Annotated in this window: 18 protein-coding genes; 4 read left to right on the top strand and 14 right to left on the bottom strand. The window is 41.0% G+C overall.

Translation table 11 applies throughout. The annotated features are described in order from the left end of the window. Positions 1 to 166 precede the first annotated feature (166 nt). The 9 genes from MQE36_RS08515 to gcvP all read right to left on the bottom strand — a co-directional run bounded on the left by MQE36_RS08515 (position 167) and on the right by gcvP (position 12,944). Positions 167 to 1,018, bottom strand: coding sequence for a glycosyltransferase family 2 protein (locus tag MQE36_RS08515; RefSeq protein ID WP_242938731.1), 852 nt, complete (start codon positions 1,016 to 1,018; stop codon positions 167 to 169). 12 nt (positions 1,019 to 1,030) lie between these two features. After that, positions 1,031 to 1,555: a class I SAM-dependent methyltransferase gene (locus MQE36_RS08520; protein WP_242938732.1), complete on the bottom strand. Its 525-nt coding sequence runs from the start codon at positions 1,553 to 1,555 to the stop codon at positions 1,031 to 1,033. A gap of 78 nt (positions 1,556 to 1,633) precedes the next feature. Then, positions 1,634 to 2,968 carry a sulfatase-like hydrolase/transferase gene (locus MQE36_RS08525; RefSeq protein ID WP_242938733.1) on the bottom strand — a complete coding sequence of 445 codons (1,335 nt, stop codon included), beginning with the start codon at positions 2,966 to 2,968 and terminating at the stop codon, positions 1,634 to 1,636. Positions 2,969 to 3,249: 281 nt separating this feature from the next. Further along, positions 3,250 to 4,011 (bottom strand): NYN domain-containing protein, encoded by a 762-nt coding sequence (locus MQE36_RS08530; RefSeq protein ID WP_242938734.1) that lies wholly within the window; start codon positions 4,009 to 4,011, stop codon positions 3,250 to 3,252. Between the two features lie 153 nt (positions 4,012 to 4,164). Beyond that, positions 4,165 to 4,566: an STAS/SEC14 domain-containing protein gene (locus tag MQE36_RS08535; protein WP_242938735.1), complete on the bottom strand. Its 402-nt coding sequence runs from the start codon at positions 4,564 to 4,566 to the stop codon at positions 4,165 to 4,167. Positions 4,567 to 4,723: 157 nt separating this feature from the next. Continuing rightward, positions 4,724 to 6,571 (bottom strand): sulfatase family protein, encoded by a 1,848-nt coding sequence (locus MQE36_RS08540; RefSeq protein ID WP_242938736.1) that lies wholly within the window; start codon positions 6,569 to 6,571, stop codon positions 4,724 to 4,726. A 95-nt stretch (positions 6,572 to 6,666) separates the two neighbouring features. After that, the gene (locus MQE36_RS08545; protein WP_242938737.1) at positions 6,667 to 8,733 is read right to left on the bottom strand and encodes a family 20 glycosylhydrolase; all 2,067 of its coding nucleotides are present in this window, start codon (positions 8,731 to 8,733) and stop codon (positions 6,667 to 6,669) included. Between the two features lie 139 nt (positions 8,734 to 8,872). Continuing rightward, on the bottom strand, positions 8,873 to 9,919 hold the full coding sequence (locus MQE36_RS08550; protein ID WP_242938832.1) for a 3-oxoacyl-ACP synthase III family protein: 1,047 nt from the start codon (positions 9,917 to 9,919) through the stop codon (positions 8,873 to 8,875). A gap of 181 nt (positions 9,920 to 10,100) precedes the next feature. Beyond that, complete coding sequence (gcvP, locus tag MQE36_RS08555; protein ID WP_242938738.1) at positions 10,101 to 12,944, bottom strand: aminomethyl-transferring glycine dehydrogenase; 2,844 nt, start codon at positions 12,942 to 12,944, stop codon at positions 10,101 to 10,103. 231 nt (positions 12,945 to 13,175) lie between these two features. Between gcvP and MQE36_RS08560 the strand changes: the two genes are divergently transcribed. Next, positions 13,176 to 13,988 carry a UbiA prenyltransferase family protein gene (locus MQE36_RS08560; RefSeq protein WP_242938739.1) on the top strand — a complete coding sequence of 271 codons (813 nt, stop codon included), beginning with the start codon at positions 13,176 to 13,178 and terminating at the stop codon, positions 13,986 to 13,988. Between the two features lie 72 nt (positions 13,989 to 14,060). Here the strand turns inward: MQE36_RS08560 and MQE36_RS08565 are convergent, their stop codons facing one another. After that, the gene (locus MQE36_RS08565) at positions 14,061 to 14,321 is read right to left on the bottom strand and encodes a hypothetical protein (protein ID WP_242938740.1); all 261 of its coding nucleotides are present in this window, start codon (positions 14,319 to 14,321) and stop codon (positions 14,061 to 14,063) included. A 5-nt stretch (positions 14,322 to 14,326) separates the two neighbouring features. Next, positions 14,327 to 14,884, bottom strand: coding sequence for a sigma-70 family RNA polymerase sigma factor (locus MQE36_RS08570; protein WP_242938741.1), 558 nt, complete (start codon positions 14,882 to 14,884; stop codon positions 14,327 to 14,329). A gap of 78 nt (positions 14,885 to 14,962) precedes the next feature. Here MQE36_RS08570 and MQE36_RS08575 point away from each other — a divergent pair, with 78 nt between their 5' ends. Continuing rightward, positions 14,963 to 15,349 (top strand): rhodanese-like domain-containing protein, encoded by a 387-nt coding sequence (locus tag MQE36_RS08575; RefSeq protein WP_242938742.1) that lies wholly within the window; start codon positions 14,963 to 14,965, stop codon positions 15,347 to 15,349. Between the two features lie 70 nt (positions 15,350 to 15,419). Here the strand turns inward: MQE36_RS08575 and MQE36_RS08580 are convergent, their stop codons facing one another. From MQE36_RS08580 to MQE36_RS08590, 3 genes are all read right to left on the bottom strand, one after another. After that, entirely contained in the window at positions 15,420 to 17,456 is a 2,037-nt protein-coding gene (locus MQE36_RS08580; protein ID WP_242938743.1) for a M3 family metallopeptidase, read from the bottom strand. A gap of 88 nt (positions 17,457 to 17,544) precedes the next feature. Further along, positions 17,545 to 18,033, bottom strand: coding sequence for a 5-(carboxyamino)imidazole ribonucleotide mutase (gene purE / locus MQE36_RS08585; RefSeq protein ID WP_242938744.1), 489 nt, complete (start codon positions 18,031 to 18,033; stop codon positions 17,545 to 17,547). Positions 18,034 to 18,045: 12 nt separating this feature from the next. Beyond that, positions 18,046 to 19,200 (bottom strand): 5-(carboxyamino)imidazole ribonucleotide synthase, encoded by a 1,155-nt coding sequence (locus MQE36_RS08590; RefSeq protein WP_242938745.1) that lies wholly within the window; start codon positions 19,198 to 19,200, stop codon positions 18,046 to 18,048. 148 nt (positions 19,201 to 19,348) lie between these two features. On the opposite strand from MQE36_RS08590, the gene MQE36_RS08595 reads away from it, so the two are divergent. Both MQE36_RS08595 and obgE read left to right on the top strand, forming a co-directional pair. Beyond that, positions 19,349 to 20,482, top strand: a complete 1,134-nt coding sequence (locus tag MQE36_RS08595) for an adenylate kinase (RefSeq protein ID WP_242938746.1) — start codon at positions 19,349 to 19,351, stop codon at positions 20,480 to 20,482. Between the two features lie 46 nt (positions 20,483 to 20,528). Beyond that, complete coding sequence (obgE, locus tag MQE36_RS08600) at positions 20,529 to 21,539, top strand: GTPase ObgE (protein WP_242938747.1); 1,011 nt, start codon at positions 20,529 to 20,531, stop codon at positions 21,537 to 21,539. Positions 21,540 to 21,564: the final 25 nt, after the last annotated feature.

The following is a 21,564-nucleotide window of genomic DNA, read 5'->3' on the forward strand; positions in this document are numbered from 1 at the left end:
TACATGGTAATTACAGATCTGGCATATTTGGAGTTTTGTTTGGGGAGATTACTACAGCCATTCTTTTGTCATGGCTTTGCAAAGATGTATGTTTCTATAGGACTTTGTATGATTATTATGGAGATTGCTTCGGTGGTTTTTCCCTCGTAAAGACGGATGGGGACGTCTAAAATAACTTTCGCTTTACATTTTGAAAACGATAGTTCCTGATAAAAGCGCCTTCTTCTTCATTAACTATATAATCGAGCTTGTTTTTCTTTGCTTGAAAGAACCCTTGCAGGTTGTGTACAAACAACTTCGGCTTTTTTTGCTTGGCAGCCATCTTCGCAGATGCTATGGCGGTAAGCCAAAAACCATAACGCATTTTGTACATGGCTTCACCTTGTAACAGCCTGGCTTTTTTATTGTATCCTTTACCGGTAGGACGCAGGTGCTTTACCTTCATCGAATCGATGGTAATGATATCGTACCCGTGATAGCGACATAGAAGTTCATCGACGGTATCCCAACCCATACTGCTTCGCAAACCGCCTATGGCTTTAAAACAGGCCTTGGTATAGGCTTTAAAGGCGCCTCTTATGTGGTCTTTGTTCATAGGATGGTTTAATAGCCATTGCCCGTTATTGTTTTCTTCATAAATAAAACCACCGGCCATTCCCGCAGTACTGTGTTGCTTAAAGGTAGTAGCGATGGTTTCGAAGTATGTTTTCGGGAGTATGAGGTCTGCATCGAGCTTTACAATAAAATCGTAAGCATCGTCTACCGTTTCAAATCCTTTCTTAAAGGCATTCACCACTTTGCTGCCCGGCATATGCAGGGTAGAGGAGGTGGTGTTTAGTTTGTGTATATAGCTGTAACTGTTTGTATATTGATCGATAATAGCTTCTGTAGCATCGGTTGAATGATCGTTTACAACAACTACTTTTTTAGGCAACAGCGTTTGCTTTACAACCGAATCGAGCGTCAGTTTTAAGAAGGCTTCTTCATTATGCGCCGGAATAATAAGGTAGTAGTTCATCGGGACTGCTTCTTATTTTTTACGTTCGGCATATACCATATAATACCGTGGGGTAAAGCTCCTTAATAAAGGACGGATACCAAGCTTCTTCACCGGATTGGTGAACTTTTCCCTGGCCTTTATTTCCCAGCCCGATTTTTCTAACAGCCAATCGAATTGCCAGTCTTCAAATTCGTGGTAATGACGATCCCACATGTCTGTTTTACTCCTGTAGGCAGGAGCAAACCATAGTTTAAGCGGAATGCTGGCTACGAGCTTACCGGCTTTTATGTCTTTTAAGATATTGAACGGAGCTAGTAAATGCTCAAAGATTTCAAAGGCAGTAACCACATCGTAATCGGAAGTGGTAACGACCGAAGTGTCAAGGTCCAGATCCTCACCCGTTGTGTTTGTTACCTGGTAACCTTGTTGTTTCATGAGTTCTGAAAACGGATTGGTAACGCCCAGGTCAAGTATTTTGTCTGAGGTGTTTACATGCTCCTTCAAGAACAACATGGTATGTTTATAGCGTTTGTTCGGAAAACTATTTTCGTACATAGGTTTATTTACGTAAGGGTTACAAACTTATGTATTTTTTTTGGTTATGCTCCGGCATTAGGAGACTTCCTGTGGTAATTACTTGTCAGGTTGTTGTAACGGATACTTTACATCGTAAAGGTGTACTTGTCTTTTTCTCCATTGCGGCCCTTCAAGAAATACCGGATGAGGTAATCGTACATCCCAGTCGCCAAGCTTTTTTAAGAGCTCCCTGGTTTTGTCGAGACGTTCCAGAGCCAGGTCTTTTTGTTCCGATACGTCCGTCGGCAGATGGTATAGCTGCGGTAATCGGTTCGGCAGGCGTATAAGTTTCCAGTCGCCCTCCCTGATAGCGGCACTAATGGTAAATCGCCATTTAAGGTCTTTGTGAGGTTGTGCGTTTGTATTGTCTGTTAAAAACGGAAGGAGGTTTACACCGCTGAAAGTATCTTCTTTTATGGTATCTGCACCTCCTGCCAAAGCCACAAAAGTAGGAGCAAGGTCGAGTGCCGATACAGGATTGGTGTAGGTAATGTTCTTGCTTAGTAGCTTCGGATAGCTGATAATAAACGGAACGTGAATGCCACCCTCGAGTAATATTCCTTTTTGCCCGCGGTACGGCGCATTAATAGAAGCGTTGCTGTCTACAGGTCCGCCGTTATCGCTAAGAAAAACAACGATAGTGTTCCGTTCTAGTTTTTCTTCTTTTAATGTTTTCATAATCCTTCCTATATTCACATCGAGTCGATGTACCATAGCGGCATAAGTTCTCCTTTTGGTGTCGGAAATATGTTTGTATAGTTGAAGGTCTTCTTCGGCGGCTTGCATCGGTGTGTGTGGCGCATTAAATGCAGCATACAAAAAGAAAGGTTTGTCGCTGTGTCGCTTTATAAAGCCGATACATTCGTCGCCTTTATCGTCGGTAAGATAGGTAATGGGTTGCGGGGTTTTAAAGTTGCTTTCGAGGGGTTCTTTATAACCTTTGCCATTGGGAAGTGACTCAAAGTAATCGTGCCCCCCGCCGGTATATCCCCAGAACTCATCGAAGCCTCTTTGTAAAGGATGAAACTGGGGGAGTTTGCCTAAATGCCATTTGCCAATAAGTCCGGTTACATATCCGAGGTTCTTTAGCCTCCTGGCAATGGTGGTTTGCGTAAGGGGCATTCCGTTGTATTCCGGATCGAAGCCCGGCTGTACACCCGAAAGATTGTTGTCGTGCCCGAATTCAACCTGGTTCACTCCGGTTAGTAATCCGGCTCTTGACGGACTGCAAACAGGGGCAGAAACATATCCTTCGGTAAAACGAATACCGTTTTTGGCAAGCCGGTCTATATGAGGGGTCTTAAGCTGCTTGCTACCGTTAATACTCAGATCTCCATACCCGAGATCGTCGGCCACAATAAGTATAATATTGGGTTGTTTTTGTTGCTTCACGGAAACTCCTTTTTGAGGAAAGGCCGCCTGAAAACAAAGGAATAGGACGCAAACAACTAGATGTCGGTGAATTATCATAATTAAAAGGTCTGATGTACTGGTTAATAATAGTAAACTACCTCTGAACTCCCGATCGCTACACGGGATATATCTCGGTTGTCTGGTAAACATACCAATCTCATATTGAAGTTCCTATCAGAACCCACCAGTTTGATGCCCAACCTTAAAAACACCCTTTAAGACTGTTTTTGTAAATATCTTTTAGATAGTTGTAAAATGATTTATTTTTTTCGGGGACGTGGTTTTTTCTTATTGGTTTCTTTGTTCTTTACATATATAAGTTTGTGTCTGCTTTTAGAAGTTTCCCGTTCTTCTATATCGAAAGCCTCCATAGATTTAATAAGGGGCGTAAGTTTTTGAAAACCATAGTTTCTGGAATCAAAACTGGGTCTCTTTTTCTGAATAAGGTTTCCTACATCGCCTAGAAAAGCCCAGCCGCTCTCATCAGATAAGTCTTCAATAGAAGAAGCAATTAAGCTGATTTCTTTTTGGGTTATCTGGTCGAAGTTACTTTTAGTTTGGTTCTTTTCATCTTCGGCTTCCGCTTTGTTATTTGTCTTTAATACCTCGACGTAGATAAATTTGTCGCAGGCAACAATAAAAGGATCCGGTGTTTTCTTCTCGCCAATACCGATTACATTCATTCCTGCTTCGCGGAGCCTGGTAGCCAACCTGGTAAAATCGCTGTCGCTTGATACTAGGCAAAAGCCGTTTACCTTGCCCGAATACAGTATATCCATGGCGTCGATAATCATGGCAGAATCGGTTGCATTTTTTCCGGTGGTATATCCGTATTGCTGAATAGGGGTGATGGCGTTTTCTAACAGGATATGCTTCCATTTATTAAGTCGAGGGTTTGTCCAGTCGCCATAAATACGTTTAATGGTCGGGTTGCCGTATTTGGCAATTTCTTCTATCATTTCTTTTACGTATGCAGAAGGTATGTTGTCTCCGTCTATAAGAACGGCTATGTTTAAATCCATATATGATAAGTTGATGATTCATACATGCCGGTGTAAAGACATGTATTTGTTCTAAGATACTAATTTATTAACGGTTTGACAGTCATTTTGTGAAAGCAGTTCTAACCGGATTCATTACCGATGATGTGCACTTTGTATTTTTGTTTCTGACGGCTAGTGTAAAAACTGACTTTTAGTACCGTTTACAAAAGCAAAGGCATCGTTTAGTTCTGATACGTCAAAATAACGCTCCTGTCTGCCTTTGCCGGCTCTCTGAAAAAACAGCTTGTCGATGGGTACCAGTGCTTTTAATATTTTAGAGTGGGCAACAATGGCAATATGTCCCATGTGACGATAGTTTCTAAGCGACCAGAGGGTGTCTTCAAAAAAGGCCCTGGCACTGCTGTTAGAGAGTTTCATTTCATCGAGCTTGATCAGTACATTAATAATGTCGAAGCCTTCAGCTCTTTTCTGTTCAAAGAACTTCTGACAGAGTTTCTCGTCATTTTCAGTAAATCCGTCAATAACCTCTAATGCCAATACATTATTACTGAATGTTTTTAGCTGTTCTACCATCGTGAGGAGTATTTAAATAAGACTATAAATTGTTATACCTCTACAAGGTAGTATAAAAATACTGGATAACAAATGCGACGAGCCATTGAATGTTTGTCGGCATGTTGCCCTGTAAAATATTCCCCGGGAGATTTTACAGGGTTTGTTCTTTGTTGTATTAAAGCAGGTATTTCAGTCTCCTGTTGACCTCCTGATCCTTTACTACTGCCGGATTGATGAGGTCTTTGTTAATCTTGAATTTAAAATTATAGGGAGCATCGTGCATTAAAGCAATGGAATTTAGTATTAATAATGCCTCAACAGGATCTGGACAGTTATAAAGAGCTTGTGTCATAACCGCCGAAGGGTCTTCCGTTTTGGTGATGCCCATAAACTCCGCCGCACGTACTTTATTGATCGGCAAACTGTCATTCTGCATAATGGTAGCGATAGCAGGCTTTAATGGTAAAGCCTCTTTCCCGAATATACTGCAACTAATCAGTGCCCAGTAGCGCTGCCACGGATCAGAGCTATGGAGCGCTTTTTCCAGTGTCGATCCGACAGTACTGAAATCCTTAAGACTGAGATCGGCTATTTCTACATATGACGATATATTGTTTTTGTGTTGAGTCCCGAACCCCGCCGGATTATCGAAGGCAACTCCCTTTAAATGGAATTCCGGATAAAAAGAAAGATCCGGCAGATTGATTATCCACTCTTTAAGTCGACTTCTGAGTGACAATAAAACCTTTTGATATTCCGGGTTGTCTGCGAGGTTTGTGGTTTCATATGGATCGTTTTCAATATCGAATAATAGTTCCGTCGGACGTGTTTTAAAGAATGCTGCCTGAATGTCATTAAGTGTGTCTGCTTCAAATCCGTCTTTCCATTGCCGATACCCTGGCTGTCGATAGCGGTATTCGTTGTAAAGTCCGTCGTAATTAAAAGGCTGATAGCTTCTGATGTATTTATATTTTCCTTTTCTGAGTGATCTTACCAGGTCGTATTTTTCATCAAAGCGATCTGCATAGGCAAAAGCTTCGTCTCTGCTGTTTATCTCGCTTAGTTTAATGTCTTTGCCTAAAAAAGGTGTCCCGTCTATTTGTTCTGGAATATCTGCTCCGGCAAGATGGAGTACCGTTGGTGCCAGGTCGATAAAGTTGATAAAGCCGTCGATACGGGTTCCTCTTTCAGCAGGAACCAGGTGTTTGTACTTTTCAGGAACGTATACAACCAGAGGCACATGTAATCCTGTTTCGTATAAGTAACCTTTACTGCCGGGTAGTACACCGCCATGATCTCCAAAGTAGAAAACAAAGGTGTTTTCTAATAAACCGTCTTTTTCCAGTTGATGAATTACATTCCCGACAAGTGTGTCTAGTTTTATGATATGGTCTCTGTATCGTGCGTTTGTATATTTAAATAAATCTGTTTGCGGATGGTTGGGGAATACAAATACACTGTCGGGATCTGTAACAGTAGATTTTCTTTTTCTGAAGTGTAAACTGCCTTCGTGTGTGTTTGCTATATTCTGAACATGAAAGAAGGGTTGGTTCGCCTGCCTGTTTTTCCAGGTGGCTTTTTTAGAAGAATCGTCCCAAACGGAATCGCTTTTAATGAAGTTGTAGTCTTCTTTATTATTATTGCTGGTGTAATACCCCCCGGCTTTAAGATATGCGGGAAACATTTCGAGTCCTTCGGGTAATGGAACCTGTTCCATTCGTCTGTGAAACTGCGATCCGGTTGCCGGAGCATAGCATCCGCTGATGATGGTAGAACGTGCAACACTACAGACAGGAGCATTCGAAAATGCATTGTTGAAAGTAAGACCTCCACTAGCCAGCCGCTCGATGTTCGGGGTGTTGACTCCGTGTTCATCAAACAATTTCATATAGTGTTTTGAGTTGTCTTCTGAAGTAATCCAGACAATATTGGGAGGCGTGATTAATTCTTCGTGCTGACTATTACATGAGAGCAGATTCAGGATGATGAAAAGACAGGTGATGAAAGCGGCTGTTTTTTTCATAATGATACAGTGATGGTTTTGGAGAATAATGTATAAAAAAACTGTGACAGGATATGGAGACCCTACCACAGTTTATTTATAGTGTTTGAAAAAACTTACCGGTTTAGTTTTTCTGAAAGTTTTTCAAGGAATAAAATCTCAGCATAGAACTGCCAGTCAAAGTTAAGCGACTGATTAGCCAGATGTACATGATGATCCTGATCTAAAATGTAATTGTCAGGCTTGTTCAGTACACGGGTTTTGCCGTACACTTCTTCTAATTGATCTCTTGTGTCTTTAAACTCGTCGGCTAACTTTAAAAGTGCTTCTTTGGCAGTTGCTTTGTCCTGTTCTGAAGTAGCCTGATCGTAATTTTTCAATTTTAATAGGGCGCCACAAGTATATTGTACCAGGTTATTTACCTGTTCGTATACTTCGAGGGTGTATTTGTTTCTGATGGCAGTCTCTTTTGACTTTTCTATTTGTTGTGCTACTTTTTCTGTAGTGGCATATGCCTTGGCGGCCTTGTCCAGCCGTTCTTTGTTGGCTTTAGTCCACTCGCCGGGCTTGTCGGCATCAGGTAAACTTATTACTGCTTCTGCCTTGGCGTTTTTGTTGCCTTTAAGGTAATTACGTGCATTTCCGTTTAACAGCGCATTTTTCCAGAATGCTACCGGACCTTCTAATGAGTCTATAAAGGCATAAGATTCGTCGGCCATCTTATTAGAATACGCTCTGCGTCTGTATAACGATTTTACTTCGTCTTTTGATAGGTTGTCGCCACTCCAGGTGTATTCAGCGAAAGCCAGGATACCACGATTGTATAGTTCGAAATGCGGTGAGTCATCATCCCATAAAGTAAGCAATAAACGACCTAAATTATTGTCGATAGATGAAATGGCAAAAGACCTGATCGCCTCAATATTGCTTTCCTCCTGCGGCATAAGTACCCATCTGGTCTGGCCTGCCGTGGCTCCCATAACTTGCATTCCGTTGTCTGTAAACCACTTCATGGCTTTTTTATTACCATACAGATCCGGCTTGAAATAACTCCATCTCATATAGATACAGTTTTTAGGGAATTGCTCCAGAAAAGTTTCAAGCTTTGGCCCGTTTGCTTCCCAGATGGAATCTGTCTTCTTTTCAGAAAATTGATCACTGTGGGTAGGGGCATATACCCCTGCATTTTTTAATGGCATATCATCCCAGAAAATAGGAATTCTGCCATGTTCTTCTGCAAACTGTGTTACTTTGTTTAACCAGATAAGCTGTAATTCTAAAGCCGATTTACCGCTGTTTCTGCCATTGGTGTGTACTTCGTCGCCACCGATATGTAAATATTTTCCGTGTGGGGTCGCCTTCATGGCATCTTCGTACAGATCGAATTGTACCTTGTAGGTCTCCTCGTCCAGCGGGTTAAAAGCCCAGTCACTTTCAGGGTTGTCTCTCAGGTTTTTGTACTCATCGTGCTTTAAAATGAATGAAGCGTGACCAAGACCCTGTACCAGCGGGCTGATCTCTATATGCCTTTCTTTGGCATAGTCGCTCAGGTCTTTCCATTCTTCAATGGTAAGGGCATCGTCTGATCCTACAACAGGTTGCTGCTCAAACTTCAGTTTGTCTTCCAGCTCGACAATGATCCCGTTTATTTTATAATGTGCTAACTTGTCGATGAGTTTATAGTAGTATTCTTTTGTCTCCCTGTGGTGCTTAATATCCAGATGGATTGCTCTGTAGGCAAGTAGCGGATAGTCTTTTATTGAACATACCGGAAGGTTTACTTCTTGTTCTGATGCATCCATGATAAGTTGCTCCAGGCTCTGAAAAGCATACAACAACCCGGCCTGATCTTTTGCGGTAATATCTATTTGTTGTTCATTTACCTGTAAGGTATACCCTCCCGGGTTAACATCCAGCTCAGTATCAATGCTTAATAAAAGTGAGGCTTTGCTTTGATCTTTTATCGGGCTTATCTTATTTGATAAATGTGTTTTAGGCAATTCAACCCCTTCTCCTGCATAAAAAGAATGGATGGCTGAAGGACTTATATCACTGGCCCCAGAAGTGGTATATTCCTGAGGTGTGGGGAGTAGTTGAAAATCGCCTAGCTTGTTTTCTTTCTTTGCACAGCTATTCAGAAGCAATAACAGTGAAAGACTGATCCTGAAAAATGTTTTTTTCATAATAAATATTCGATGATGTTTTCGTAAATGTAAAATGATTTTACTTATAATAAAAACAAAACGAATAATTTAACTTTTAAACAAAATTAAACGAAAGTTTAGTTCAGGCAATTAAGAAACGATATGAAAGACTAACTGTTTAGTATTCGTATACAAAAGCATTGATGTTCATTCCGGCACCTACGCTGGCAAACATAATCTTATCTCCTTTTTCCAGACTTTGGTTAGCGATCAGGTTCTTTCTGACCATATCGAAAAGGGTAGGGATGGTAGCCACGGAACTGTTTCCCAGTGTGTGGATGTTCATAGGCATTACGTGTTCGGGAACCTGCATTTTATACGTCCGGTAGAAACGCTTGATAATGGCTTCGTCCATTTTTTCATTGGCCTGGTGAATAAAGACCTTTTTCAGGTCTTTTATATCGATACCGCTCTTGTCGAGACAGCTCTTCATGGCTAAAGGAACCTGGGTAACGGCAAATTCGTATATTTTTCTGCCGTGCATTTTAATATAGCGGGTGTCGTCATCGAGTTCCTGGTTATACGATTTGCCGTAGTAGAGGTAATAGGCTTCGTCTGCGGCAAAGGTAGCTGATTCGTGACTTAAGATTCCGCCGGGTTCGTCTGTACGTTCTATAACGGCCGCACCGGCACCATCTGAGTAGATCATCGAATCCCGGTCGTGTTTGTCAACAATTCTAGACAGTGTTTCTGCGCCTATCACGAGACACTTTTTAGCAATGCCAGCTCTTATAAATGCCTGTGCCTGTATAACGCCTTCGATCCAGCCAGGACAACCAAAAATAAGATCGTAAGCTACACATTTCGGGTTTTTAATCCCGAGCGAGTGTTTAACCCGAACGGACAGGCTGGGCAGGGTATCGCTTTGTATGGTTCCGTACTTTACATCACCGAAATTATGAGCTACAATAATATAGTCTAATGTTTCCGGGTCGATTCCCGCATTTTCAATGGCCCTTTCGGCAGCAAAGTATGCTAGGTCTGAAGTGTTTAAATGTGTTTTGGCATATCTTCTTTCAGCTATACCGGTAATATCCTTGAATTTTTCGATGATGACATCATTAGTGAATTCAAATTTTGATCCGTTCTTGTCTAGAAATTCATGTTGAACAAAGCTGCTGTTACATGAAACTTCCGACGGAATATAACTTCCGGTGCCACTTATTTTGAACCCAAATTTGCTGCTGTTATAAAGGTCATAATATAATTCCGATTTATTATGCCTGCATAATAATTTATACGATGTTCAAAATCATTTTTTTATTTGGTATGATAAGTAAGGGTGATAAAAAAGGCTCTTCCGTTTTCCGGGAAGAGCCTTTGTTTATAGAGGTATAGGCTTGTTGCTATGCTTCGATATAAGTTTCGATCGGAGCACAAGTACAAATTAAATTACGGTCTCCAAAAGCATCGTCAACCCTTCTTACCGATGGCCAGAATTTATTTTCTGAGATGTACTCTAACGGGAAAGCGGCTTTTTGCCTGCTGTATGGATGGTTCCACTCGTCAGAGGTTAACATCTGAAGCGTATGCGGCGCATTTTTTAATACATTGTCTTCGCTGTCAGCTAAAGTGTCAATTTCCTCCCGGATAGATAATAAAGCATCACAGAAACGGTCTAGCTCTTCCTTACTTTCACTCTCTGTCGGTTCAACCATAATGGTTCCGGCAACCGGGAAAGAAACTGTTGGAGCGTGGAAACCATAATCGATTAAACGCTTTGCAATATCAGTAACCTCGATCCCGTTTTTCTTAAACGGACGGCAGTCAACGATCATTTCGTGGGCAGCTCTCCCGCATTCGCCTGTATAAAGGATGTCGAACTTTTCAGAAAGACGGGCCTTAATGTAGTTGGCATTTAAAATGGCATGAATGGTAGATTGTTTCAATCCCTGAGCTCCAAGCATTTTAATGTATCCGTAAGAGATCAGGCAAACAAGAGCACTTCCCCAGGGAGCTGCTGATATGGCTTCGATAGCATTGGTGCCACCTGTTTTTATAACAGGGTTTGAAGGTAAAAATTCAACCAGATGTTCGGCAACACAAATAGGTCCGACACCCGGTCCGCCGCCACCGTGAGGGATCGCAAATGTTTTATGCAGGTTCAGGTGACAGACATCTGCCCCTATCGTAGCAGGATTTGTAAGTCCCACCTGGGCATTCATGTTAGCCCCGTCCATATATACCTGTCCGCCGTTATCGTGAATAATCTGAGTAATCTCTTTTATAGACGATTCGAATACTCCGTGGGTAGAAGGATAGGTCACCATTAATGCTGCAAGGCTGTCTTTGTATTTTTCCGCTTTTTCACGTACATCTTCTACATCAATATTTCCTTTTTCGTCTGTTTTGGTAACAACAACCTTCATGCCTGCAAGTACTGCCGAAGCCGGGTTTGTACCGTGGGCAGAAGCAGGAATCAAACAGATGTTTCTGTGTCCTTCTCCTTTTGATTCAAGATACGCCTGAATCGTCATAAGTCCTGCATATTCCCCCTGAGCTCCTGAATTAGGCTGCAATGAAGTTCCTGCAAAACCAGTGATTACATTTAGCTGTTGTTCGAGTGTTTTAAGAACCGTCTGATAGCCTTCGGCCTGGTCTACAGGTGCAAAAGGGTGTATGTTAGCCCATTGAGCCATGCTTAATGGGAGCATCTCCGTGGCAGCGTTAAGCTTCATTGTACATGAGCCAAGGGAGATCATGGAATGGTTAAGCGAAAGATCCTTACGCTCTAACTTCCTGATATAACGCATCATTTCTGTTTCAGAGTGATACGAGTTAAATACGGCTTCCTGTAAAAAGGCAGAGGTTCTTTTTGTGCCGTTTATAGTTGAGGTAGCTGAAAGCACAGTGATCGGATCGAATTCTTTTCCGGCTGCTTCAGCAAATATTTTAACGATTACATTCAGGTCGTCAATATTTGTGGCTTCGTTTAAAGACAGAGCCACATGGTTTTCGTCTACTGACAAAAAGTTTACTTCATTGGCCTGAGCGATTACCTGTATCTTGGCAGCGTCTGCTTTAACCAATAAGGTGTCGAAATAAGATTTGTTTACTTGTTCGTACCCGAGTTCTTTTAGCTTTTGCTCTAAAGTAGCAGCAGAAAAATGAACCTTGTTGGCGATGTATTTAAGTCCTTCCGGGCCGTGATAAACAGCATACATTCCTGCCATTACAGCCAGTAAAACCTGTGCTGTACAGATATTGGAAGTGGCTTTATCCCTTTTGATATGTTGTTCTCTGGTCTGAAGCGCCATTCGAAGCGCACGATTTCCGTCTTTATCTTTGGAAACCCCGATAATTCTCCCGGGAATATTACGCTTGTATTCTTCTTTGGTTGCAAAATATCCGGCGTGAGGTCCGCCGTATCCTAAAGGAATTCCAAAACGTTGGGTGGTGCCGACAACCACGTCTGCACCAAATTCTCCCGGAGGAGTTAATACTACAAGACTTAAAATGTCGGCGGCAACGGCTACTTTAATTCCGGCAGCATTAGCATTAGCTACAAAATCTTCGTAATTAAACACCTCGCCATATTTTGCAGGGTATTGAAGCAGTGCCCCGTAATAAGTTTCAGAGAACTCAAAAGTTCTGTGATCTCCGACTTCTACTTCTATACCTAAAGGTTTCGCCTTCGTATTAAGAACGGCCAGAGTTTGTGGTAAAATTTCTTCTGAAACGAAAAACTTATTAACGTCTTGTTTTTTCTGATCTCTGCTACGCAGGCTGTGTAGCATGGTCATAGCCTCAGCTGCTGCTGTAGATTCATCGAGTAAAGATGCGTTTGCCAATTCCATTCCGGTAAGATCGCAGATCATGGTCTGGAAGTTAAGCAATGCCTCTAAACGTCCCTGAGCGATCTCTGCCTGATAAGGTGTGTAAGCGGTATACCATCCCGGGTTTTCAAGGATATTTCTTTTAATTACCGAAGGGGTAAAAGCTTCGTGGTAGCCAAGGCCAATGTATGACTTATATAATTTGTTCTTTGCTGCCAGTTGTAAAATATGAGAAGTATACTCACTTTCACTTAAACCTTCCGGCAGATCAAGATCATCTTTTAACCTGATTCCGTCCGGTAAAGTTTCATAGATGAGTTGATCTATGCTGTCTGCGCCAATCGTTTTCAGCATTTGGTCGATATCCGTTGCTCGGGGGCCAATATGACGTAATGCAAAAGAATCTGTTTTCATGTGTTTTTTATTTATGCTTTAATAAGAACGGAAACCCGAACAATCATTTCTGTCTTTAGTTTTTACCAAAAGAGCCTTAGATTCTATTGGTTTCATTTCCTTATTATTTGTGTTGTTTTTGTGGCGCAAAAGTACGTATTAAAATGGTAAAAAAAACCATTTTAGTAATCTTGTAACATAAAGTTATAAACCACTGGTTAAGGATATTAACAGTTTCTTTATTTTTGTTGAATGCAATGGCTAAAAACTCTTTTTAACTTCTATATTGATGCTAGTGTACATGTTGCTCTGGCTGTATATGCATTAATTCAGGTTACTTGTATTAATTATCAGATTCCTTTTGAGGATCATCTGAGCCTGGCTATTTTTTTTGGGGTCATTGTATCGTATAACTTTCTTAAGTATGCCGAAGGTGCAGAAAAGTACCTTATAGTAAAGGCAAAATACACAAAGATCATTCAGTTTTTCAGCTTTGGCTGTGCTGGGGCGGCGATCTATTTTATGTTGAAACTCCCGTTAAGAACATGGATTTTGCTGGGGATCCTTACAGTTGTTTCCGCCTTGTATATGATCCCAGTCAGCAGGTTTGGAAAAAATATCAGGAGTCTGACCGGGGCTAAAGTATTTATTGTTGCGCTGGTATGGGCTTTGGTTACTGTAGTGTTGCCTGTGCTTGACAATAAGTTGGAAATGACAGGGGATCTGATAGTAGAAACTATTCAACGGTTTTTGTATGTGGTTGCTGTTATGGTTCCTTTTGAATTAAGAGACCTGGCAAGAGATTCGAAGTCTCTTAAAACGATACCCCAGTTGTTGGGAGTTGGAAAGGCAAAGATGTTTGGTATCCTGATCGTACTGTTGTTGTATCTGTTAGATTTTATAAAAGAGAATATTCAGCTTGCACAACATCTTGTGTTGTCGTTAATAACCATATTGGTTATTGTTTTTATTGCCTTCTCGAAAGAGGACCAGAAAAAATATTATAGTGCCTTTTGGGTAGAAGGAATTCCCGTTATTTGGTGGTTGTTATTGTTTGCCGGGTAATTCGGGTTGAATATTTCGAAGCCTGTCCGTGCGGGAGCTTCAGATGTGTACGATACATATGCTCCGCAGAACTTACTTGGCACTTTCAGATTCAATGACTTTTTTCATGGCTTCTTTTTGCTGATGGGTCAGGGCATTCAGTTTTGCTTTCGAGCACAATGAGGTGAGTTTAGAATTGCTGGAAGAGTATTTTTTACAACCCCCGCATAAAATAAGATGTAGTTTTAACCTTATTTTATCCCATAAGCCGGCTTCATTATACTGCGACTTATCACAGATTTTCACAGCTTCTTCACAGTTAACAAATAGTTTCGATTTTTTCTTCATCATCATATTAATTAAAACCAATTATCTTTAAGACAAGATGCCAGAGCAGTACGGGCTCGATGAATAATAACCCAAAGATTAGACGGGGTGATATTCAACTCATTACAAATTTCTTCAGTTTCCATTCCCAGGACGGTCTTCATGGTAAAAACTTCGGCCTGTTTTTTAGGGAGCTTTTCAATACATGCCTGAATTGCTAATCCGAGCTCTTCATTTTGTAAAGAATCTTCAATATTTAACTGCCGTTTATCGGCAACCCTTTCTTCCAGCCAGTCGCCTTCGCTTTCATCAGACCCAATAGGAAAATTGATGCTGATCTCGGCCTTGCCTTTGGCAGAGTTGCTTCTTCGGTAATGGTCGATTATTTTTCTTTTTAGAATGGATACCAGCCAGGTGCGTTCCGAAGCTTCTCCTTTAAAATTATCAGCAGACCTTAAAGCTGCCAGAAAAGTTTCCTGCACCAGATCTTGTGCTGTTGCAACATCATTAACCCTACCGATCGTATAGTTGAAAAGGTAGTCGGCATATAGGTCGACCCATTTTGGAGGATTTAAACTATGTTTAGGCATCTGACGATTTTGAGTTGTTCAAATTTATAAAAAAGTTGAAACTATTGTTTTGTAACTTTGTTTTTAAAATAATTAGTGATGCGTTATCTGCTATATATGATCTTAATAGGGTGTGGGTTTGTTTTTGCTTCAACGGGTGTGAACGCACAGGTAAAAACAGTTCCCATAGAGGGATACAAAATTAAGAAAGCGGCTAAGTTTCCTCTCATTGATGTGAGGACAGCTGCCGAATATCAGGAAGGCCATTTGCCTAAAGCGGTTAATATCGACTTTTTTGGGGAAGATTTTGCAAAACAGTTTGATGGCTATAATAAAAGGAAAAAGATTTACCTGTATTGCAGGTCGGGAGGAAGAAGCCTGAAAGCCAGTAAAATATTGGATTCCCTGGGATTCAAAAAGGTCGTAAATCTGGATGGCGGTTTTAAATCCTGGTCAGAATCCGGTAAAGAAACCGAAAGTCAGTAAATGAACACCGGCAGGTGTCGGTGTATTTAACCGAATAAAAAAACTCCCGGGGCAGGGAGTTTTTCTGAAATTATTTCTCGATCAATCCGGCTCTCCTCAGGAGTGCATCCGGGTTTGGCTCCTTGCCCCTGAAACGTTTGTATAATTCCATAGGGTTTTCAGTTCCACCTTTCGATAATACGTTGTTTTTAAAAAGCTCGGCGACTTCTTTATTAAAGATGCCTTTTTCCTTAAAAAGCTCAAATGCGTCCGCATCTAAAACTTCTGCCCATTTATAGCTATAGTAACCCGCAGAATATCCTCCCTGAAAGATATGAGAAAAGGAGGTGCTCATACAGGTTTCCGGAGTGTCCGGGTATAAGGAGGTAGGCTTAAAGGCTTCTGTCTCATGGGTTTTAACATTTTCAATATTAGAAGGGTCGGCACTATGCCAGCTCATGTCAAGCATGCCGAAACTTAATTGGCGAAGTGTTTGCAGCCCTTCCATAAAATTGGCTGATGCTTTAATTTTTTCAACATATTCAATTGGGATGGCTTCTCCTGTCCGGTAATGTTTGGCAAAAATATCTAAAGCCTCTTTTTCGTAACACCAGTTTTCCAACACCTGACTTGGCAATTCTACAAAATCCCAATAAACACTGGTTCCGCTTAGACTGGGGTATGTAGTATTGGCAAGCATTCCATGCAGGGCATGTCCGAATTCATGGAATAGGGTGGTTACTTCATTAAATGTTAAAAGAGATGGTTTTGTTTCCGTTGGTTTGGTAAAATTACAAACAATTGAAATGTGAGGACGGGAATCTTCTCCGTCTTTTTTATACTGATGTTTAAACGAGGTCATCCAGGCCCCGTTGCGCTTTCCGGCTCTTGGGTGAAAATCGGCATAGAATATAGAAACCAGCTCTTTTTTATTGTTTAGAACTTTATAGGTTTTTACATCTTCATGGTATTTGTCTATCCCGTTGGTTTCTTCAAAATGAAGATCATACAGTTTATTAGCTATAGCAAATACACCTTCAATTACATGGTCTAGTTTGAAAAACGGCTTTAGTTTTTCATCGTCGAGATCGAAACGTTTTTGTTTAAGCTTTTCGGTATAATAAGCCCCGTCCCATTTTTGAAGCTGGTCAATACCGTCTGATTCCTTGGCAAAGGATTCCAATTCTTGAAATTCTTTTTCAGCAGCCGGTTTGGCTTTTTTAAGTAAATTGTCTAAAAAGGAATTCACTTTTTCCGGGGTTCCTGCCATCCGTTCTTCTAAAACAAAATGAGCATGTGTTTTATACCCTAAGAGATTGGCACGCTGATGTCGCAGGTTTGCTATTTTTTTCACGATGTCCTGATTGTCCAATAGATTGTTATGGAAACTTTTACTGCCAAATGCCAGGCTGATTTGTTTGCGGAGTTTGCGGTTGTCGGCATAGGTCATAAACGGAATGTAACTGGGATAGTTTAAAGTAATTACCCAGCCTTCTTTACTGCGCGATTCAGCTTCTTGTTTGGCGGCTTCAATGGCGCCTTCCGGTAATCCGCTCAGATCTTCTTCTTTGGTAATATGCAGCTCGTACTTGTTGGTTTCTGCCAATACATTTTCACCAAAAGTGAGACTCAGTTTAGACAGCTCCATATCAATTTTGCGAAGTTGTTTTTTCTTCTCTTCGGGGAGGTTGGCTCCATTTCGCGAAAAGCTCTTGTATTTTTTGTCAAGGAGCATAAGCTGCTCTTGTGTCAGAGAAAGCGATTCGCGATTATCATAAACCGCTTTTACACGATCAAACAAGACTTTGTTTAATCTTATGTCGTTGCCGAACTCAGAGAGTAATGGCGATATTTCCTGGGCTGTTTTTTGTATTTCATCATTAGTCTCAGCGCTGTTCAGGTTGAAGAAAACAGCAGTGACCCTTTCTAGTTGTTCACCCGAAAACTCCAGGGCTTCAATCGTGTTTTTGAAGGAGGGAGCTTCAGGGTTCGAAGTGATAAGATCGATTTCAGCTTTTGTCTTTTCGATTTCTTCTTTAACCGAAGGGAGAAAATCTTCCGTTTTAATTTTTGAAAAAGGTGCTGTTTGATATTCTGTATCAAATGGCTTGTTTAATATAGTACTCATCAGTAGTTGTTCTGTTATTGGATGAAAATAGAGAATTTGAGTAAAAACAAAAAAATCAACAAGGAGTCCCGTTGATTTTTAACATGATTTAACTGTTTTTAACCTCTTCGGCTCCCTTGATGACCTTTTCTTTTAGTCCTTGTTTGTAAACAAGGATTTTGTCTAAAACACATTTGTCGGAACTGCCGATGATCTGTGCTGCCAATATACCTGCATTTTTTGCGCCATCGAGGGCTACTGTAGCAACCGGAACACCTCCCGGCATTTGAAGGATAGATAATACAGAGTCCCAGCCGTCGATAGAGTTCCTGCTTTTTACCGGAACCCCGATAACAGGAAGTGGAGATAGAGAAGCGACCATTCCCGGCAAGTGAGCAGCACCGCCGGCACCTGCAATGATGACGGCAATCCCTTTTTCGTGTGCGGTGGTGCCAAACTCAAACATTTTTTCAGGTGTTCTGTGCGCCGATACGATGTCTACTTCAACTTCTATGTCAAATCCTTTTAATATATCTATTGCTTCCTGCATGATGGGAAGGTCGCTGGTGCTTCCCATGATAACTGCTACTTTAGCCATGATCTTATATTCTTATTTGCTTATTACTTTTATCGTTTCTTTTACGTCCTGTGCTATTTTTCGTGCTTCTGCCATATTTTCATTAACGATGGTAACATGCCCCATTTTGCGGAATGGACGGGTTTCTTTTTTTCCGTATATGTGCGGGGTAACGCCATCCATCTTCATGATATCCTCAATGTGTTTGTATATTACAGGACCGTTATATCCTTCTGCACCGACCAGGTTAACCATGATGCCGGCTACTTTACTTTGAGTGTTCCCTAAAGGGAGGTTCAGTATGGCTCTTAAGTGTTGTTCAAATTGATTGGTATAACTGGCTTCGATGCTGTAGTGGCCGCTGTTGTGTGGCCGCGGAGCCACTTCATTTACCAGGATGGTGTCATTTTGTGTCTGAAACATCTCAACTGCCAGCAAGCCGACATGATTGATCGATTCAGATACTTTTAATGCTATTTTCTGGGCTTCTTCTGCAATTTCAGGGTTAATTCGGGCAGGGCATATTACATACTCCACCTGGTTGGCTTCGGGATGAAATTCCATTTCAACAACAGGGTAAACAGCGATGCTTCCTTCGGGGTTGCGGGCAACTATCACTGCCAGTTCATTTTTGAACGGAACCATTTCTTCTGCAATGCATTCCACATTAGGCAATACATCCAAATCTGCATAACTTTTCACTACTTTAACTCCTTGTCCGTCGTATCCGAAACGGGCACTTTTCCATACAAAAGGAAATTCCAGCGTTTTGTTGCTGATGGCAGACTCAATTTCAGATGTGTAGGCAAATCGTGTGAAATCGGCAGCAGGGATTTCGTTGTCTTTATAGAATAATTTTTGAGTAGCTTTGTTCTGAATAGTCCTGAGTGTTTTCGGAGAAGGGAAAACCTTTATTCCCTCATCTTCTAATTTTTCAAGCGCATCGACATTTACATTTTCAATTTCGATGGTTACAACATCAGCTTTTTTTCCAAATTCATATACGGTATCGAAATCCATCAAATCGCCCTGGTAAAATTCATTACAAGCAATTTTACAGGGAGCATCATCACTGGGGTCCAGAACTATAGTATGGATGTCAAATTTACGTGTTTCGTACAGTAACATTTTACCTAATTGACCGCCTCCGACAATACCAAGCTTGAAACCAGAAGAAAAATAATTCATAGAACTAATAGCTACTTTGTGGTGTTATTTGTTTAATTTGGTACAAAAATACGGTTAATTTATTCAAAACATACAAAGTTCGTACTTTGAATTTCGCTCATCTAACATCTTCTTGTTATCTTTGCAACTTTGATAATTTTAAGCGGGTTTGATAAAACTTCATGATAAATACTTTGTGCCTTATATCACTTCTAAAGAAATAGATGTTGTTGTAAGCGAGCTGGTTAAGGAGATAAGTACGGATCTTAAGGGAGAAGTGCCGGTTTTTTTATCGGTACTTAACGGCTCTTTTATGTTTACTTCAGATTTTGTTAAGAAGTATCCGGACAATTGTGAAGTTAGCTTCGTTAAACTGGCTTCTTATTCCGGAACGGAAACAACAGGGGCGGTAAAACAACTGGTGGGGGTTAACCAGGATCTGAAAGGGCGATGTGTCGTTGTTCTGGAAGATATTATTGACTCTGGTAACACCCTGGAAGTTATTTGTGGTTTGTTGGAGAAGGAAGGGGTTAAACAGTTAAAGATTGCAACACTGTTTTTTAAACCTGTAGCATATACAAAAAAGTTAAAAATAGATTATATTGGGAAAGAAATTCCAAACAGGTTCATTGTAGGCTACGGATTAGATTACGATGAGCTGGGGAGGAATTTGCCCGAAGTGTATCAATTAAAAAGGAAAAAAATGATCAACTTAGTGCTGTTTGGAAAGCCTGGAGCAGGTAAAGGGACACAAGCCAATTTTTTAAAAGAAAAGTATAACCTGAAACATATTTCTACGGGAGATGTGTTCAGATATAATATTAAAAATGAAACAGAATTAGGTAATCTTGCAAAGACGTTTATCGATAAAGGAGAGTTGGTGCCGGATGAGGTTACTATTAATATGCTTAAAGCAGAGGTGGAAAAAAACCTTGACGCCGCCGGTTTCATTTTTGATGGCTTTCCGAGGACAACAGCTCAGGCTGAGGCGCTAGACCAGTTGATGCAGTATGAAGGAATGCAAGTAGACGCTACGATTGCATTAGAAGCCGATGATGAGGTTTTAATTCAGCGACTTCTTGAGAGAGGCAAGGTAAGTGGCAGAAGTGATGATCAGGATGAAGAAAAGATCAGGAATCGTTTTACAGAATACAATCAGAAAACAGCACCACTTACTGAATACTATAAACAGCAAAATAAATTCCATAGTATAAACGGAGTAGGTTCTATTGAAGATATCACCGAACGTCTTAGTAAAGTAATAGACTCATTGGTAGCTGTTAATGTAGCGAAAGATAAATAAGAAAGCTTATCTGCTTAAAAATATAATCCACATTTAATAACTACTAATGACTGAAGGTAATTTTACCGATTATGTAAGGATATATGCCTCTTCCGGTAAAGGAGGTAGAGGGTCTGCTCATTTGCGACGTGAAAAATATGTAGCAAAAGGAGGTCCTGACGGAGGTGATGGAGGTAGAGGAGGTCACGTCATTATACGTGGGAATGCCAACCTTTGGACGTTAATTCATTTTAAGTTTAAAAAACACTTTAGGGCCGGACACGGAGGCGACGGAGGAAAAAGCAGAAGTACCGGAGCTGATGGTGATGATGTATACATGGAGGTGCCGTTGGGAACCGTGGTCAGGGATGTAGAAACCAAGAAGATTCTCTTTGAGGTAACAGAAGACAAAGAAGAAATAGTATTACTTGACGGAGGAAAGGGAGGTCTTGGGAACTGGCATTTTAAAAGCGCTACCAATCAGACCCCACGATATGCCCAGACAGGTATAGAAGGTAAGGAAAGCGAATTTATCCTGGAGCTGAAACTATTGGCTGATGTTGGGCTGGTAGGTTTTCCTAATGCAGGAAAATCAACATTACTTTCGGTAATAACCTCCGCGAAGCCGAAAATAGCCGATTACCCTTTTACGACCTTAAAACCAAATCTTGGGATTGTAGAGTACCGCGATTTCAGGTCGTTTGTTATGGCCGATATTCCGGGAATTATAGAAGGAGCTGCGGAAGGAAAAGGTCTGGGGCATTATTTTTTACGTCATATTGAACGAAACTCGATATTGTTGTTCCTGGTGCCGGCTGATGCCGATGATGTAGCCAGGGAGTATAATATACTGTTGAACGAACTGAAAAGGTACAACCCCGAATTACTCGATAAAGAAAGGTTGGTGGCTATATCTAAAAGCGATATGCTTGACGATGAGCTGAAGAGGGAACTAAAGAGCGAACTGGATACACAGCTAAAAGGGGTGTCGTACATGTTTATTTCTTCAGTGGCACAAACAGGAATTCAGGAGTTGAAGGACAAACTGTGGGATATGCTTAACCCTGTTGAAGTTTAATTTTATTCCAAAACACATAATCAAA

It is taken from the genome of Zhouia spongiae, from assembly GCF_022760175.1.
Lineage (GTDB): Bacteria > Bacteroidota > Bacteroidia > Flavobacteriales > Flavobacteriaceae > Zhouia > Zhouia spongiae.